This is a genomic window from Bradyrhizobium sp. USDA 372 (assembly GCF_053629095.1).
Window position 1 is genome coordinate 1871735 of sequence record NZ_JBRJHR010000001.1, and the last position, 15889, is coordinate 1887623.

The following is a 15889-nucleotide window of genomic DNA, read 5'->3' on the forward strand; positions in this document are numbered from 1 at the left end:
TTGGGACGCGTTGGCGCAGCCATGGACTTGAATACCATCACAGCCGTCGCCCATCCGCAAACGCGTGCGCAGCTGCCCGTTTGGACGGCAGGTGATGCTTGGCTCGCAGGCGGCACCTGGCTGTTCTCGGAGCCGCAAACGCATCTGACACGACTGATCGATCTCACCGATCTGAAATGGCCGGCGCTGACGATCACCGAGAGCCACCTCTCGATCGCGGCCACCTGCACCATCGCAGAGCTCGATGGACTCGCCTGCCCGTCCGATTGGCTCGCGGCGCCGCTGATCAACCAATGCTGCCGGGCCTTCCTTGCCTCGTTCAAGATCTGGAAGACCGCGACCGTCGGCGGCAATCTCTGCATGTCGCTGCCGGCGGGACCGATGATCTCGCTCGCCTCGGCGCTCGACGGCGTCTGCACCATTTGGACGGCCGGCGGCGGTGAACAGAGGCTTCCCGTCGCCGAATTCGTCACCGGCAACCAGCGCAATCGCCTGACGCCAGGCGACCTTCTCCGGCAGATCGACGTCCCGCTTCCCGCACTGAAGCGCCGCACAGCATTCCGCCAGATCTCGCTGGCGCCGGTCGGCCGCTCGGCAGCGCTCTTGATCGGCAGCCTCGAAGCCGACGACACGCTGACGCTCACAATCACCGCGTCGACGGTGCGGCCGATCCAGCTGCGCTTCCGCAAAGCCCCGGACTCGAGCGCGCTGCGCGCCGCGCTCATGCAAGAGATTACAGACGATCTGTACCACACGGACATCCATGGCACGCCACTTTGGCGCAAGCACATGACGCTGCGTCTTGCCGAGGAAATTCGCGGCGAGCTGCTGGGAGCGACACCCGCATGAGCCTTGAGGTCAACGGCAAGGCATTTTCTCAGGAGCCGCGCGCCGGCCAGTGCCTGCGCACGTTCCTGCGGGAGCTTGGTCATTTCGGCGTGAAGAAGGGCTGCGATGCCGGCGACTGCGGCGCCTGCACCGTGCTGCTCGACGGCGAGCCCGTGCACAGCTGCCTGATCCCGGCGTTCCGGGCCGAGGGCCGCACCGTGACTACGATCGAAGGCCTTGGCGGCGATCATGGCACGCATCCGATGCAGCAGGCCTTCCTCGATGCGCAGGGCTTCCAATGCGGCTTCTGCACCGCCGGCATGATCCTGACCTGCGCCTCGCTGAACCAGGCGCAGCGCACCGACCTCGGCGCTGCGCTGAAGGGCAACATCTGCCGCTGCACCGGCTATCGCTCGATCGAGGATGCGATCCTCGGCAAATCCAATGTCGAGGCGAGCGTCGAGGCCGGCGCCGCCTTCGGCCGCAGCCTGCCGGCCCCCGCAGGCCCCGACGTGGTCCGCGGCACGGCACGCTACACCTTCGACACCGCAATCGACGGCCTGCTCCACATCAAGCTGCTGCGATCGCCGCACGCCCACGCCAGGATCGTCGCGATCGACAAGTCGGACGCTCTGAGCATCCCCGGCGTGCACGCCGTGCTGACGCATGAGGATGCGCCGTCCGTCCTGATGTCGACAGCGCGGCACGAGAAGGACTGGATGGACCCGGAGGATACCCGCGTCCTCGACGACGTCGTCCGTTTCATCGGCCAGAAGGTTGCCGCCGTCGTCGCCGAGACCGAAGCCGCCGCCGAGGCGGCGTGCCGCAGGCTGAAAGTCAGTTACGACATCCTGCCGGCGCTGATCGATCCCGAGCAGGCGATGGCACCGGGCGCGCCGGTCATTCATCCCGGCCGCACCAGCGCGAACCGCGTTGCCGATGCCGAGCGCAACCTGGTCGCGGAGACTCATGGCGAGTTCGGCGACGTCGCATCGGCGCTTGCGACATCTGCCGCTACCTATGAGGCCACTTTCCACAGTCACCGTGTGCAGCACGCTGCGCTCGAGACCCATGGCGGCCTCGCCTGGCTCGATGATTCCGGCGTGCTCAATGTCCGCACCTCGACGCAGGTGCCGTTCCTGACCCGGCGTGCGCTGTCGGACATCTTCCAGCTCCCCATGGACAAGGTCCGCGTGTTCTGCGAACGCGTCGGCGGCGGGTTCGGCGGCAAGCAGGAGATGTTCGTCGAGGACATCCTGGCGCTCGCCGCGCTGAGGACGGGGCGGCCGGTCAAGCTGGAGCTGACACGCGAGGAGCAGTTCATCGCGACCTCGACGCGGCATCCGATGCGGATCCACGTCAAAGCCGGCGCCGATAGCGACGGCAAGCTCACCGCGCTCCAGCTCGACGTGCTCTCCAACACCGGCGCCTACGGCAATCATGCCGGTCCGGTGATGTTCCACGCGCTGGCCGAGTCCATCGCCGTCTACAATTGCCCGAACAAGCGGGTCGACGGCGTCGCCGTCTACACCAACACCGTGCCGGCAGGGGCGTTTCGGGGCTATGGCCTGCCGCAGGCGTTGATCGCGGTGGAAGCGGCGATCGACGAACTGGCGAGGCAACTTGGCATCAACCCTTACGAGATGCGGCGGCGCAATATCGTGAGGCCCGGCGATCCCATGCTGTCGCCGCCGCCGTCCGAATATCACGACGTGCTCTACGGCTCCTATGGGCTCGACCAGTGCCTCGACCTCGCCGAGCGCGCGATGCAGGCCGATGGCCCGCAGCCGGAGCTGTCGCCGGATTGGCTGATCGGCGATGGCATCGCGCTGACCATGATCGACACCGTGCCGCCGGCCGGCCACTTCGCCGATGCTGCGATCGCGCTCAACGACGACGGCGGCTTCGACCTCACCGTCGGCACGGCCGAGTTCGGCAACGGCACCAGCACCGTGCATCGCCAGATCGCGGCGACCACGCTGGCGACCACGGTCGAGAGGATCCATCTGCGCCAGTCCGACACCGCCCATGGCGGCCACGACACCGGCGCGTATGGCAGCGCCGGCACCTTCGTTGCGGGCAAGGCGACGCATGCGGCAGCCGTGCAGCTTGCGAGCGAGTTGAAGGCGGCAGCCGCCGGCGCCTGGCTGTGCGATGTGGAGACTTGCGCGCTCGATGCGGACGCTGTCGTCAGCGGCGTCCGCCGCATGCCTTTTGCGGAGCTGGCGAAGCTCGCCCGCGAGCGCGGACGGCCGTTCGCAGGCAGCGGCACGTCCGGCGGCACGCCGCGATCGGTCGGGTTCAACGTGCAGGGCTTTCGCGTCGCGGTGAACAAGGGCACCGGCGAGCTCCGGATTCTCAGGAGCGTGCACGCCGCGGACGCGGGCGTGGTCGCCAATCCCATGCAGTGCCGCGGTCAGGTCGAAGGCGGCGTGGCGCAGGCGCTCGGCGCTGCGCTCTACGAGGAGATGGTGATCGACGCGAACGGCCGCGTCATCAATCCGAAATTCCGCGACTACCACCTGCCCTCATTCGCCGACGTGCCCCGCACGGAAGTGTTCTTCGCCGACACGTCCGACACGATCGGACCGCTCGGCGCGAAATCGATGAGCGAGAGCCCGTACAATCCGGTCGCCGCCGCGCTCGGCAACGCGATTGCGGATGCCACCGGCATTCGCTTTACTGCACCACCCTTCAAGCCGGACCGGCTGTTTCCGGGGCTGCTCGACAAGTTTGGGGGCTTCGACCGGACTCGATAGCAGCGACCATGGTGGCGCCATGCTCCCTCGCCCCGCTTGCGGGGAGAGGGTTGGGGTGAGGGGGAGTCTCGGCGAGGACGGTGACAGTTGGACTCGCGGAGAGTCCCCCTCACCCGGATTGCATCTTCGATGCAATCCGACCTCTCCCCGCAAGCGGGGCGAGGTGAAGAGAGCGCTCGCATTTAGCTGCCGCGATAGGTCGAGTAGCTCCAGGGCGTGACCAGCAGCGGCACGTGGTAATGGCTTTCCGGCTCGCTGATCGCAAAGTGCAGCGGGATCTCGTCGAGGAACGGCGGGTCGGACAGCGGCACGTTGCGCGCGGCATAATATTTGGCAACGCTGAAGCGCAGCTCGTAGCGGCCGATCGGCAGCGGACGGCCGCCGATCAGCGGCCCGTCGGTGCGGCCGTCGGCATTGGTCACCGTGCGCGCGATGACGCGGTTCTCGCCAAGGCTCGCGAGCTCCACGAGCTCAATCGGAATGCCCGGCGCGGGCTTGCCGATCTGGTTGTCCAGCACATGGGTCGAGAGCCGGCCGTGCACCTTCAGCCTGTCATCGGCGACGACGAGCTGGTCGAGCCGCAGCGCGGAGATGCGGCCGATCTCCTCGATCGCACGCCTTATCTCGGTCTTGGCGATGTTGAGCAGCCGGGCCTCGAAGTCGCGCAGCACGGAATCCTTGGTGTGACGGCGCACGCAGACGATATAGGGGAAGCCGAACTTGTCGCGATAGGCATTGTTGGCCCGCTCGAACGCGGAATATTCGGCATCCGACAGCCGGTCGAGGCCGGCGCTGTTCTGCTCGTCGGTCGATTCCGCGGTGAGGCCGGCGGCGCGCTGGGTCTTGTTGGCGAGATCGGGATGCGCCCGGATCAATGCCAGCTGCACGTCGGGCTCGGCACTCTGGATTGCCGCCATCAGCGCGCCGTGCAGCTCATTGATGCCGGCGAACGGCCGCTTTGCCGCGAGCTGCTCGGCGATCCACGGCGAATATTCGACGACGTTGGCGAGCACCGCGACGAAGTCGGCCGTGCTTGCAGCGTTGAGATCGCCGAGCGAAATCTGCGACATCATCTCACCCGATCTCGAATGCGTCGGCGGCAAGGTGGGCGTGCTTGTCGTGCCAGTGCTGCGCGATCTGCAGCCGCGTCGGCACCCAGACGCGCTCGTGCTTGCCGATATAGTCGAGAAAGCGGATCAGGCCCGCTGCGCGGCCGGGCCGGCCGGCGAGGCGGCAATGCAGGCCGACCGACATCATCTTCGGCGCGGTCTCACCTTCCGCGTAGAGCACGTCGAAGGCGTCCTTCAGATAGGTGAAGAACTGCTCGCCCTCGGCAAAGCCCTGCGGGTTGATGAACCGCATGTCGTTGGCATCCAGCGTATAGGGAATGATGAGCTGCTTGCCGCCCGTGCCCTTGACCCAATAGGGCAGATCGTCGGCATAGGAGTCGCAGAGATAGAGGAAGCCGCCCTCCTCCATCAACAGACGATTGGTGTTGATCGAGGAGCGCCCGGTGTACCAGCCGAGCGGACGCGAGCCCGTCGCCTCGGTATGGACGCGGATGGACTCGGCGATCTCGGCGCGTTCCTGCGCCTCGGTCATGTCCTTGTGCTCGATCCATTTCAGGCTGTGGCTGGCGATATCCCAGCCCGCCTCCTTCATCGCAGCGACAATCTCGGGATTGCGCTTCAGCGCGGTGGCGACACCGAACACCGTGGTCGGCCACTTCCGCTCGTTGAACATCCGCCACAGCCGCCAGAAGCCGGCGCGCGAGCCATATTCGAACATGGATTCGATGTTGGCGTGGCGCTGGCCGGGCCAGGGCTGCGCGCCGAGCACGTCGGACAGGAAGGCTTCCGAGGCGCGATCGCCGTGCAGGATGTTGTTCTCGCCGCCCTCTTCGAAATTGACGACGAACTGCACCGCGACCCGCGCGTCACCAGGCCATTGCGGATGCGGCGGGTTGCGGCCGTAACCGCGGAGATCGCGCGGGTAGCGGGGCTCAGTCACTCAGACTTCCTCGAAGCGGATCGGCAGCGCGCCCTTCCACAGCACGCTCTTGCCCAGCGTCGCCAGATTCTCCAGGCCCGAGGTCAGCGTGATGAAATGGTTGCCGGCGAGCTGGCCCATCTTGCTCGCGAAATGCACGCCGCCATAGGCCAGCAGGATCTCGGTCTCGCTGATGCCGCCGGGATAGAGGATGATCTGGCCGGGCGCCGGATAGCTGGTGTGGTTCTCGTAGCCGACGCCGAAGTCGAGGTCGCCGAGCGGCATCCACACGCCCTCGCCGCTCCAGCGCACATGGATGATGTGGCTTTCGAACGGCAGCGCCTTGCGGAAAGCGGCGACGGTCTTGGGCGCCGCTTGCTCCTCGAAACGGGCATCGAAGGTGAAATCGCCGGCGCGGATAACGAGTTTGCTCATCTCATCTCTCTGGATCGGGGGCGATGCGCCCCGCGGGAACTTTCAGCAAAGAGCACTCCATCGGGCTTCGCGCAAGGGGCGAAGCCACATCACCTGCGGTCGTAGGACCAGCCGAATATGCCGCTCCGCCTGACCTCCGGCTCCGGCTCGGCCGCGGCCGGCGCCTCCTTCAGTTCCGCCTGCGGCGGCGGTGCGGGCGGCGCCGGCAGGTTCTCGCATTTCATGGAATAGACCAGCTTGCCGTCCGCGGTCCGCCCGATTGGTGCGCAGGGGTCGGGACGCGCCGCCGCGCTCTTCGGCGTGGGCTTGATCTGCGCCGCCGCCGGCGCGGCAACCAAGAGAAGGACCAGCAGATATTTCGACATCGTTGTCGCCTGGAAGCTCAATGTCCCATTGAACCGGATTGCGCAGGCTGAGTCCATATGTGAGGCGGCAATCGTGCTCACGAACGTGTCCCGGACAAGCTGCAACGCTTTGAGCGTGGCAGCGCAGAGCCGGGACCCGGAGCGATACAGCACGATGCCGCGACGTGGGCCCCGGCTCTGCGGCGCATCGTCGAAGGGACGCTGCCATAGCGCGTCGAAGACGCGCGTAAACGCGCTGATGGCGTCCGGGGCACGAGAGCGAAGTGTGGTGGCACACTCTCCTCCTCGTCATTGCGAGCGCACGAAGCAATCCAGAGTCTTTCCACGGAGGGATTCTGGATTGTTTCGCTGCGCTCGCAATGACGGAGTATGAGGCAACTGCATTGCTCTTTCGGCTCGCATCTTGCTTGCAGACACGCCTTCGCGTCCTCGCGGCTTATTCGCCCGAGCCTTGCTTGATTGCTCGACCCTCTCTAGCCAAGAGGGCGCAGGGAAGACCGGGTGCCGACTGGCACCCGCGGTCCGCTGCGCGAAAGGTAGCGCAAAAGAACCGCACAGCAGCATACAGGTGTAGCCAAACACTCGGCCTTCCCTGCGCGATGGTCGGACGGCTTATGCCGCGCTCTCCCGGGAGCCGAATTCCTTCTGGCCTCCCTCGCCCCGCGAATTGCATGATGCAGTCCGCCCGGTTGGGCTCGCTCGCACCTCCGCAGAAGCTTGACCGTAGCAACGACGGCCAGGACCACACGGTTTTGCCGTACGCACGGCCCGCCATTTCGCCGCAGTATTCCCGAGCCCTGTCGACAAAGCTGGAAACTTACAGACGAGACGAAGCCTAGCAGCGCCGTCGTCCGCACGCGGTTACGGACTCACAGGGACTACCCGCCCTGCCCGCACCTCTCGTGCCGACGCTGCCGCGCCCACCGCAAGCCCGGCTCGCGACAATGACGACCACAAGATCGCCCCTCTTGGATGAGCCAGGATAGGCGAAACATACGATATTTCCGAATTTCGGTAAAGCGGAATGTTTTCGCGCGGGTGGGTTGACAGCCCGGCGACACACCCGGGTCTCGTGGCCCGGATGGAGCGCCAGCGTAATCCGGGACAATGCAAGATGCCGGGCGAGCGGACCCGGATTACGCTTTCGCTCCATCCGCGCTACGGAAGCGGGATTTAGCTTGGACGCGCCGTGTCCGGCCGAAAGACCTGTGCTGCCGCCGACCGCTCAGTATGGTGCGTAACGATAGCCCGGATCGTAGTAGTAAGGACCGCCGCCGTAATAGCCGGGACCGCCGTAGTAGGGACGCGGGCCATAACCATAATAATAGCGGTTTTCATAGTATTCCTGGCGGCGGCTCTCGGCGATTGCGCCTCCGATCAGACCTGCGGCCATGCCCATGAAGGCGAGACCCGCGGCATTCGGCCCGCGTCGATAGTAACGCCGCCGGTGCGCGCTGAAATCGGTGACGTCGGAGGCAGCCTGACCGGCCACGGCCGCCTTGGCGGCCGGTGTCCCGGCCGAAGCCGCTGCGGACGGGGATGCGGAAGCCGCAATCAGGGCGAGGCTCGCAAGCGCGACCACGATCGTGTTGCGGCCGGCAGCGGAAATCACGGGTCCAATACTCATTTTCGTATTCCCTCTCTTCTCGCCCAAAGAAACATAAGCAAACGATCTATAATCCGCAAACCACTGAAATGGTTTCATGATCGCGGCGATCTGCCACGGTTTGAACGATTGTAAACCGAACGATCAGATCCAGCTTGAACCCTCCAACCTGAGCGGATAATGAACAGCCGCGCCGTTTTTCGGTCGCCGTAAGCGTTTCACGTGAACCAACGCATCAACCGACGCCGTCGGGATCGATGCCATTTTCGGGTTCAACGTGACTGACGCGTCCTTCTCCAAGAGAAACCAGATGATCGTGGTTCGCAAACTGCCGGCGCGCTATGCGCCGATCGTGATGCCATTCGTGCTGTCCATCCTCATGACGGCCGTGGTGTCGGTCATTTCGACGCTGCGGAGCCTGGGGGCAACGCCGGCGTTCCTGGCGACCTGGCCGGGCGCCTGGGGACTGTCCTGGCTCGTCGCCTTCCCGACGCTGCTCCTGGTGCTGCCGCTGGTCCGCCGGATCGTTGCCTGGCTCGTGGCAACCCCACCCGGCCGGTAGCCGCGCCTACGACAGCGCCCCCAGCACGCCCCTCGTCGCCTTGTCGATCTCCTCGACATAGCGGCGGCGGGCGAAGTTCTCGGTGAGGAAACCGACCACCTTGCGGCTGTCGGTGGAATCGACCACCGCCAGCATCTCCGCCTCGGCTTCGTCGAACACCGCCATCGCCGACTTCACGTTCATTTCCGGGATCAGCACGATGTCGATCAGGCGGGCGAGCTCGATCACCTGGATGTCGTCGGCGATGGTGTCGAGGTCGCTGGAGAACAAATCGGGCAGCAGGACGAGGCCGATATATTCGTCCGCATTGTTGACGATGACGATTCCCGGCCGCGAGCCGAGCGCGAACTCGCGGCGCGCGGCGGCGATCGTCGTGGTCGAGGGCACCTTGCCGACGTCCGAGCGCATCAGGCGCTCGACCGTGAGGTTGCGCAGCCAGCCGACGTCGTTGGCGCTGCGGATGGTCTCGCCGCGCAGATGCAGGCGCCAGGTCGAGAAGGAATGGCCGAACATGAAGCGGACGCAGATCGAGGTGACGATGCAGCCGGCCAGCACCACGGCGGTGACGTCGACATTGCGTGTCATCTCGAGCACCAGGAACGACATCGTGAGCGGGCCGCCGACGATGGCGACGCCGAGCGTCGCCATGCCGGTCAGCATCGCCACCAGGGGGTCGATCACGAAATGCGGACTGATCAGCTCCAACAGCTCGGCGAAGAACTTTCCGATCAGGCTGCCGACGAACAGCGAGGCGAAGAACAGGCCGCCGCGAAAGCCCGAGGCGAGCGAGATCAGGCAGGCCGTCACCTTCAAGGCGATGATCAGCGCGATCAGGCCGATCGTCATATCGTGGAAGAGATCGAGCACCATGGCGCCATGGCCGGCCGCGAGAACCTGCGGCGTGATGATGGCGAATCCGCCGACGATGAGGCCGCCGATCACGGGACGCAGCCAGACCGGCATCCAGGCGAACAGCCGCTCGAACACCGGCGAGGAGCGCATCACGGCGATGCCGACGCCGCTGGTGATGAGGGCGAGCCCGATCAAGGCGAGATACTGCTCGACGCCGACGGCGCTGACCTTGGGTATTTCCAGTGAATAGGGCGCGCCGCCGAGCCATTGCGCGGTCAGGGCGCCCGCCAGCGAGGCCGCCAGGATCGGCGCAGCGCTGCCGACCGAATAGACGCCGACGATCAGCTCGCAGGCATAGAAGGCGCCGGTGATCGGCGCGCCGAACGCCGCCGCGATCGCTGCCGCCGCCCCGCAACCGACCATCAGGCGCAGATCGGTGCGACGGAGATTGAAGAACTTGCCGAGCAGCGAGGCGATGCCGGAGCCGATCTGGGTATAGCCGGCCTCGAGGCCGACCGAGGCGCCGCAGCCGTTCGAGATCAGGGTCTGGCTCGACACAACCACGCTGTCGCGCATCGACAGATTGCCGCCGCGCAGCGCGTTGGCCTCGATCGGATCGACGGCGTTAGAGATCTTCATGCGCCGTCGCGACCACTCCATGATGCCGAGCGCGAGCCCGCCGAGTGCAGGCGCGATCAATGCCGCCCACGGACTGACGCTCGCGTGGGCCGACAGGTGGACATCAACGGGAATGCCGTAGATCACGACATGCGCGATCTGGGCGATGTGGGCCATCAGCGTCACGACGGCGCCCGCGAGCGTGCCGATCACGAGCGCGAGCGGGATCAAATAGAACTCGTTGCTGCGCAACAGCGCACGCAGCCGAACCATGGTGCGGTTCGTCTTCTTGCGATCGACGAGATGCCTGATCCGCACCAACATCGTCTGGCCCGCCTCCTACCCTTCCGACAGGCCGTAACCGGCCATGCGCTGGCGGACCCGCTCAATCTCCTCGCTCGGAAGCAGCGGCGGTTGTCCGATCTGCAGACAGCCGTGATATTGCCGCGCCAACGTCTCGACCTCGACCGCCAGCCACATCGCCTTGTCCAAGGACTTGCCGATCGCGATCATGCCGTGATGGTCGAGCAGGCAGGCCAGCCGGCCCTCCAGCGCCCGCACCGCATGCTCGGACAGCTCCGCCGTTCCGAACGTCGCGTAGGGCGCGCAGCGGATGCTGTCGCCGCCCGCCGCCGCGATCATGTAATGCACGGGCGGGATCTCCATGCCCATGATCGCCAGGATGGTGCAATAGGTCGGGTGGGCGTGCACGACGGCGTTGACGTCGGGCCGCGACTTCAGGATGTCGCGATGAAAGCGCCATTCGCTCGACGGCTTCTGGCCGGGCGCGTGCGAGCCGTCCATGGCCATGAAGACGATCTGGTCCGGACTCATGGCCTCATAGGGCACGCTGGTCGGCGTGACCAGGAGCCCGTCCGCATGCCGGACGCTGATATTGCCCGATGTGCCCTGGTTGATGCCGAGCGCGTTCATGCGCCGGCAGGCCTCGATAATGGCCCGTCTCTTGGCGAGTTCGTCCGCTGTCAGCGACATGTCGCTTTCCTGTCGAAGGGCTTGTTGGACCGGAAGTACGTCAAAGCAACGTGACAGTGCAAGCGAAAGCGTCCCGGATCCTGCCGCCAAGCCCTAGGGCAAACTGTCCGGACCGCCGCGACCCCGTTGATGACGAACTGCACGGAATAGGCGGCGGGCCTCATGCCAAGGACGCGCGAGAGCACGGCATTTCCGCAACCGCTGGCCGACCTGGTCTGACGCCGCGGGCCGCGGCCGCATGGAACGAGGCTTCGGCCGCCGACTTAGCTCAGCGTGACAGCAATGGACAATTGTGGAGACCCATCATGAGCGACAGTGGAGTTAGCATGCTCTTGGGCCACGCCTCGGCCCAGATGCTTTGGCTCTGGTTCATCGGCGCGTTCGTGCTCGGCGCGGTCCTCGTCTACGGGGTGATGAAGGCCGGCAACTTGCGCCGCAGCGAGCGCGCACGCCTTGATCGCGCAACGGAAGAGCGCCAGCGTCAGGAAGACCCTTTCAAACGCCCGACCTGAGCGCGGTTGCAGTTTGGAACTTTCGTTCTCCGACGGCTTTGATCGGCCGAGGATTGAGGAAGGCGAGGCCTTCCCGTGTCGCCTCATGAGGAGGACGTATGGCTAAACGAGCGAAGAAACGCACGACAAAGAAGACCGCGGCGCGCCGGCCGCGTCCGGCGCCGAAGATGCTCAGCGACCTGTTTCTGGAGACGCTGAAGGACATCTATTTCGCCGAGAACAAGATCATCAAGACCCTGCCCAAGATGGCCAAGGCCGCGAATTCCAAGGAGCTTGCGGCCGCCTTCAACAAGCATTTGCGCGAGACCCAGGGCCAGGTCAAACGGCTCGACCAGATCTTCAAGATGCTGGGCAAGCCGGCACGCGGCAAGCCCTGCGAAGCCATCAACGGCATTGCCGACGAGGGCGCCGAGATCATGAAGGAGTTCAAGGGCGCGCCAGCGCTCGATGCCGGACTGCTCGCGGCAGCGCAGTCGGTCGAGCACTACGAGATCTCCCGCTACGGCACGCTGCGCACCTGGGCCGAGGAGCTCGGCATGCAGGACGCAGCAAGGCTGCTCCAGGAGACGCTGGACGAGGAAGAAGCGACCGATCGGACGCTGAGCGAGCTCGCCACCTCCGTGATCAACCTCGAAGCGGAAGAAGAGTACCGCGCAGCGGCCTGACCGCGCGCCCTGCCAATGAACGGAACGTCGCGGCCGCATGCCGCGGCGTTCGCTTGCCTTGATCGCACTGCGGCGCATGGCACGTGCGCGCCACCGCACTGGATTTCCTTGGAACCAGCCCCATATGCAGGCTTTCCCAGCCCCGAGCCCGCATCATGCAACCCAAAAATCCCCTCGACTGGATGCTGTCCGAAGCCCTGGACTCGCTGACCCGCGCCGATCGGCTGCGCCAGCAGTTCGGCCGCCAGGAAGCCTGCTGGGAACCGCCGATCGACGTGCTCGAAACCGAGCGTGAGCTCCTGATCCTTGTCGCACTTCCCGGCGTCAATCCGGACAATGTCGAGACCGTCATCCATGACGGCGTTCTCGTCATCTCGGGTCAGCGCACGCTCCCGCCGGAGCTTCGCAACGCCCGCATCCATCGGCTCGAGCTGCCGCAGGGCCGCTTCGAGCGCCGCATCGCGCTTCCCCTCGGCCGCTACGCCATCAGCCGCTTCGTGATGGACGGCTGCGTCGCACTGCGCCTCGCGAAATCCTGAGGTCGATCATGGCCACCGAACAGATGAACAACGAACAGACCAATAACGACGTGAAGATCCCCGACGACGCGCTGATCATCGTCCCCGTGCGCGAGATGGTGCTGTTTCCCGGCGCCATCGCGCCGATCACGATCGGCCGGGCGAAGTCGATTGCCGCCGCGCAGCAGGCGCTGCGCGAGCAGCGGCCGATCGGCATCGTCCTGCAGCGCAGCCCCGAGACCAACGACCCCGGGCCGGACGACCTCTATAGGGTCGCGACCATCGCCAACATCGTGCGCTACATCACCGCGCCCGACGGCACCCACCACATCGTCTGCCAGGGCGTGCAGCGCGCGCGCATCCTCGACTTCCTGCCGGGGACGCCGTTCCCTGCCGCGCGCTTCCAGCAGATCCCCGAGCCGACCACGACCTCGCCCGAGATCGAGGCCCGCGCGCTGAACCTGCAGCGCCAGGCCATCGAGGCGATCGAGCTGCTGCCGCAGGCGCCGCCCGAGCTCGCCGCGATGTTCCAGGGCACCAGCGCGCCCGGCGCGCTGGCGGACCTGGCGACCTCGTTCATGGACATCAAGCCGCAGGACAAGCAGGAGGTGCTGGAGACCATCGACCTCGCGCTCCGCATCGACAAGGTGTCGAAGCACCTGGCCGAGCGGCTGGAGGTGCTGCGCATTTCCAACGAGATCGGCCAGCAGACCAAGGCCTCCTTCGACGAGCGGCAGCGCGAGGCGATCCTGCGCGAGCAGATGGCGACGATCCAGCGCCAGCTCGGCGAAGGCGACGGCAAGGCCGCCGAAGTCACCGAGCTGACGGCTGCGATCGCCAAGGCCAACATGCCGCCGGAAGCGGAGGCGCATGCCAGGAAGGAGCTGCGCCGCTACGAGCGCATGCCGGAGGCTGCCGGCGAAGCCGGCATGGTCCGCACTTACCTCGACTGGCTGATCGAGCTGCCCTGGGCGCTGCCCGCGGAGAAGCCGATCGACATCAAGCAGGCGCGAGCCATCCTGGATGCCGACCATTTCGGCCTGGAAAAGATCAAGAGCCGGATCATCGAATATCTGGCGGTGCGCAAGCTCGCCCCGCAGGGTAAGGCCCCGATCCTCTGCTTCGTCGGCCCGCCCGGCGTCGGCAAGACCTCACTCGGCCAGTCCATCGCGCGCGCGATGGATCGCCCGTTCGTGCGCGTCAGCCTGGGCGGCGTGCATGACGAGGCCGAGATCCGCGGTCACCGCCGCACCTATATCGGTGCGCTGCCCGGCAACATCATCCAGGGCATCAAGAAGGCGGGTGCGCGCAACTGTGTCATGATGCTTGACGAGATCGACAAGATGGGCCGCGGCGTCCAGGGCGATCCTTCCGCCGCCATGCTGGAGGTTCTCGACCCCGAGCAGAACGGGACGTTCCGGGACAACTATCTGGGCGTGCCCTTCGACCTGTCGCGCGTGGTGTTCATCGCGACCGCCAACATGCTGGACCAGATCCCGGGTCCGCTGCTGGACCGCATGGAGCTGATCAGCCTCGCCGGCTATACCGAGGACGAGAAGCTGGAGATCGCGCGGCGCTATCTGGTGCGGCGGCAGCTCGAGGCCAATGGCCTCTCGGCCGAGCAGGCCGAGATCGAGCCGGAGGCCTTGAAGCTGATCGTCAAGGGCTACACCCGTGAAGCCGGCGTGCGTAACCTCGAGCGCGAAATCGGCAAGGTGTTCCGCCATGCCGCGGTGCAGGTCGCCGAAGGCACGGCCACGAAGGTCGTGGTGACGGCAAACGACATCGCCACCGTGCTCGGCCAGCCGCGCTTCGAGGGCGAGATCGCACTGCGCACCAGCGTTCCGGGCGTTGCCACTGGCCTCGCCTGGACGCCGGTCGGCGGTGACATCCTGTTCATCGAGGCCACGCGCGTGCCCGGCAAGGGCGGGCTGATCCTGACCGGCCAGCTCGGCGACGTCATGCGCGAGAGCGTGCAGGCTGCGCTGACGCTGGTGAAGAGCCGGGCCTCCCAGCTCGGCATCGATCCGCAGGCGTTCGAGAAGAGCGACATCCACGTTCACGTCCCGGCGGGGGCAACCCCGAAGGACGGGCCGAGCGCGGGCGTTGCGATGTTCACGGCGCTGACGTCCCTGCTCACCAACCGGACGGTGAGGAGCGACACCGCGATGACGGGCGAGATCTCGCTGCGCGGCCTGGTGCTGCCGGTCGGCGGCATCAAGGAGAAGGTGGTGGCGGCGGCGGCTGCCGGCCTGAAGCGGGTGATGCTGCCGGCGCGCAACAAGCGGGATTACGACGACATCCCGAAGAGCGCGCGGGACAACCTCGAATTTATCTGGCTGGAGCGCGTCGACGAAGCCATCGCCGCGGCGCTCGAGCCGGCTGAAGCCAAAGAAGCGGCGGAGTGAAGGCGATGAAGAAACTGCTGGAAAGAGCGAAGCGATCGCGGAAGACGCAGCGGCTGCGCCAATTGCTCGATCGGGCGATCGACCGGATTCGCGATACGCTCGCAGGATCCGAGCCGCGGCTTCAGCCTGTTACGGTCCGGGTGAAGCGCCGCAAGGGTTGAGCCCTCCGTCTCAGGCCCTCGCGGCAGCCCCAGACAAAAGGCCCCCTCGTTCGAGGGGGCCTTTGCGTTGTTAGCCCACGGCGTCCTTGGCGGCCTTGACCGGGCGGGCGCGGACGATCTTCCGGGCCGGCTTGGCCTTGAACATCATCTCTTCACCCGTGAACGGGTTGGTGCCCTTGCGCGCCTTGGTCGCGGGCTTCTTGATGACCACGAACTTGGCGAAGCCCGGCACCAGGAACAGGCCGTTCTTCTTGAGCTCCTTGTGGCCGACGTCGGTCAACGTCTCCATGACGTTCTTGACGTCACGCTTGGAAAGCTCGGTGGCGGTCGCAATCTTTTCGATCAACTGCGATTTGGACATCTGGGTTGGCATCGTGTCTCCTCTGATTCGTTGCCGGTTGCATATTAGACCAACCGTTGAAGGCCTATAGCCTTCTGCACAGTTTTGTCGCGAAATTACGGGCTTTTCTGGCCTGCTGTGACAAAAAACCCTGCTTTTTAGCACCTTCCGGAGCGGAGGAAGCCTCGGGCAGCGGTTTTTGCCTTGTTTCAAAGGCCCGCACGACATCTTGCTAGAACTGATTCGCCGCTTTCGACAAGCGACGACCGGCCTCTTTG

At 65.7% G+C, this 15889-nt stretch carries 16 protein-coding genes and 1 pseudogene; 8 read left to right on the forward strand and 9 right to left on the reverse strand.

Annotated elements, in window-relative coordinates:
• Window positions 1-21 precede the first annotated feature (21 nt).
• Entirely contained in the window at window positions 22-849 is an 828-nt protein-coding gene (locus AB7M16_RS09135) for an FAD binding domain-containing protein (RefSeq protein WP_453943705.1), read from the forward strand.
• Window positions 846-3587 carry a molybdopterin-dependent oxidoreductase gene (locus AB7M16_RS09140; protein WP_453943706.1) on the forward strand — a complete coding sequence of 914 codons (2742 nt, stop codon included), beginning with the start codon at window positions 846-848 and terminating at the stop codon, window positions 3585-3587. The genes AB7M16_RS09135 and AB7M16_RS09140 overlap by 4 nt, the downstream gene beginning before the upstream one ends.
• 182 nt (window positions 3588-3769) lie before the next feature.
• On the opposite strand, the gene uraD is transcribed toward AB7M16_RS09140, so the two are convergent.
• From uraD to AB7M16_RS09165, 5 genes are all read right to left on the reverse strand, one after another.
• Window positions 3770-4657 (reverse strand): 2-oxo-4-hydroxy-4-carboxy-5-ureidoimidazoline decarboxylase, encoded by an 888-nt coding sequence (uraD, locus tag AB7M16_RS09145; RefSeq protein WP_439366483.1) that lies wholly within the window; start codon window positions 4655-4657, stop codon window positions 3770-3772.
• A gap of 4 nt (window positions 4658-4661) precedes the next feature.
• Window positions 4662-5597 (reverse strand): allantoinase PuuE, encoded by a 936-nt coding sequence (puuE, locus tag AB7M16_RS09150; RefSeq protein ID WP_260380135.1) that lies wholly within the window; start codon window positions 5595-5597, stop codon window positions 4662-4664.
• On the reverse strand, window positions 5598-6011 hold the full coding sequence (locus tag AB7M16_RS09155; RefSeq protein ID WP_036045261.1) for a DUF3830 family protein: 414 nt from the start codon (window positions 6009-6011) through the stop codon (window positions 5598-5600). It abuts the gene before it with no gap.
• A gap of 89 nt (window positions 6012-6100) precedes the next feature.
• On the reverse strand, window positions 6101-6376 hold the full coding sequence (locus AB7M16_RS09160; RefSeq protein WP_439366482.1) for a hypothetical protein: 276 nt from the start codon (window positions 6374-6376) through the stop codon (window positions 6101-6103).
• Between the two features lie 1225 nt (window positions 6377-7601).
• Window positions 7602-8003, reverse strand: a complete 402-nt coding sequence (locus AB7M16_RS09165) for a hypothetical protein (protein ID WP_172785528.1) — start codon at window positions 8001-8003, stop codon at window positions 7602-7604.
• A gap of 289 nt (window positions 8004-8292) precedes the next feature.
• Between AB7M16_RS09165 and AB7M16_RS09170 the strand changes: the two genes are divergently transcribed.
• Window positions 8293-8544, forward strand: coding sequence for a DUF2798 domain-containing protein (locus AB7M16_RS09170; RefSeq protein WP_172785529.1), 252 nt, complete (start codon window positions 8293-8295; stop codon window positions 8542-8544).
• A gap of 6 nt (window positions 8545-8550) precedes the next feature.
• Here AB7M16_RS09170 and AB7M16_RS09175 read toward each other — a convergent pair whose 3' ends face one another.
• The 3 genes and pseudogenes from AB7M16_RS09175 to AB7M16_RS09185 form a co-directional block, all read right to left on the reverse strand.
• A complete protein-coding gene (locus AB7M16_RS09175; protein WP_453943707.1) occupies window positions 8551-10338 on the reverse strand; it encodes a chloride channel protein in 1788 nt (595 codons plus the stop codon).
• A gap of 15 nt (window positions 10339-10353) precedes the next feature.
• The gene (locus AB7M16_RS09180) at window positions 10354-11007 is read right to left on the reverse strand and encodes an L-fuculose-phosphate aldolase (protein ID WP_453943708.1); all 654 of its coding nucleotides are present in this window, start codon (window positions 11005-11007) and stop codon (window positions 10354-10356) included.
• A gap of 107 nt (window positions 11008-11114) precedes the next feature.
• Window positions 11115-11204: pseudogene (locus AB7M16_RS09185) on the reverse strand (MarC family protein); the annotation flags it as partial.
• A gap of 129 nt (window positions 11205-11333) precedes the next feature.
• Here AB7M16_RS09185 and AB7M16_RS09190 point away from each other — a divergent pair.
• From AB7M16_RS09190 to AB7M16_RS09210, 5 genes are all read left to right on the forward strand, one after another.
• Window positions 11334-11519, forward strand: coding sequence for a hypothetical protein (locus tag AB7M16_RS09190; protein WP_246570760.1), 186 nt, complete (start codon window positions 11334-11336; stop codon window positions 11517-11519).
• A 98-nt stretch (window positions 11520-11617) separates the two neighbouring features.
• The gene (locus AB7M16_RS09195) at window positions 11618-12184 is read left to right on the forward strand and encodes a YciE/YciF ferroxidase family protein (protein WP_453943709.1); all 567 of its coding nucleotides are present in this window, start codon (window positions 11618-11620) and stop codon (window positions 12182-12184) included.
• Between the two features lie 155 nt (window positions 12185-12339).
• Entirely contained in the window at window positions 12340-12723 is a 384-nt protein-coding gene (locus AB7M16_RS09200; protein WP_024342525.1) for an Hsp20/alpha crystallin family protein, read from the forward strand.
• Window positions 12724-12731: 8 nt separating this feature from the next.
• The gene (gene lon, locus AB7M16_RS09205) at window positions 12732-15110 is read left to right on the forward strand and encodes an endopeptidase La (RefSeq protein ID WP_172785534.1); all 2379 of its coding nucleotides are present in this window, start codon (window positions 12732-12734) and stop codon (window positions 15108-15110) included.
• Complete coding sequence (locus tag AB7M16_RS09210) at window positions 15107-15271, forward strand: hypothetical protein (RefSeq protein WP_274162039.1); 165 nt, start codon at window positions 15107-15109, stop codon at window positions 15269-15271. The genes lon and AB7M16_RS09210 overlap by 4 nt, the downstream gene beginning before the upstream one ends.
• A 70-nt stretch (window positions 15272-15341) precedes the next feature.
• Here the strand turns inward: AB7M16_RS09210 and AB7M16_RS09215 are convergent, their stop codons facing one another.
• Window positions 15342-15644, reverse strand: a complete 303-nt coding sequence (locus tag AB7M16_RS09215; protein ID WP_018320691.1) for an HU family DNA-binding protein — start codon at window positions 15642-15644, stop codon at window positions 15342-15344.
• Window positions 15645-15889: the final 245 nt, after the last annotated feature.

Coding starts and splice junctions, on each gene's coding strand:
- AB7M16_RS09135 (WP_453943705.1), top strand. CDS start 22: ATGGACTTGAATACCATCACAGCCGTCGCCCATCCGCAAACGCGTGCG.
- AB7M16_RS09140 (WP_453943706.1), top strand. CDS start 846: ATGAGCCTTGAGGTCAACGGCAAGGCATTTTCTCAGGAGCCGCGCGCC.
- uraD (WP_439366483.1), bottom strand. CDS start 4,657: ATGTCGCAGATTTCGCTCGGCGATCTCAACGCTGCAAGCACGGCCGAC.
- AB7M16_RS09155 (WP_036045261.1), bottom strand. CDS start 6,011: ATGAGCAAACTCGTTATCCGCGCCGGCGATTTCACCTTCGATGCCCGT.
- AB7M16_RS09160 (WP_439366482.1), bottom strand. CDS start 6,376: ATGTCGAAATATCTGCTGGTCCTTCTCTTGGTTGCCGCGCCGGCGGCG.
- AB7M16_RS09165 (WP_172785528.1), bottom strand. CDS start 8,003: ATGAGTATTGGACCCGTGATTTCCGCTGCCGGCCGCAACACGATCGTG.
- AB7M16_RS09170 (WP_172785529.1), top strand. CDS start 8,293: ATGATCGTGGTTCGCAAACTGCCGGCGCGCTATGCGCCGATCGTGATG.
- AB7M16_RS09175 (WP_453943707.1), bottom strand. CDS start 10,338: ATGTTGGTGCGGATCAGGCATCTCGTCGATCGCAAGAAGACGAACCGC.
- AB7M16_RS09180 (WP_453943708.1), bottom strand. CDS start 11,007: ATGTCGCTGACAGCGGACGAACTCGCCAAGAGACGGGCCATTATCGAG.
- AB7M16_RS09190 (WP_246570760.1), top strand. CDS start 11,334: ATGCTCTTGGGCCACGCCTCGGCCCAGATGCTTTGGCTCTGGTTCATC.
- AB7M16_RS09195 (WP_453943709.1), top strand. CDS start 11,618: ATGGCTAAACGAGCGAAGAAACGCACGACAAAGAAGACCGCGGCGCGC.
- AB7M16_RS09200 (WP_024342525.1), top strand. CDS start 12,340: ATGCAACCCAAAAATCCCCTCGACTGGATGCTGTCCGAAGCCCTGGAC.
- lon (WP_172785534.1), top strand. CDS start 12,732: ATGGCCACCGAACAGATGAACAACGAACAGACCAATAACGACGTGAAG.
- AB7M16_RS09215 (WP_018320691.1), bottom strand. CDS start 15,644: ATGCCAACCCAGATGTCCAAATCGCAGTTGATCGAAAAGATTGCGACC.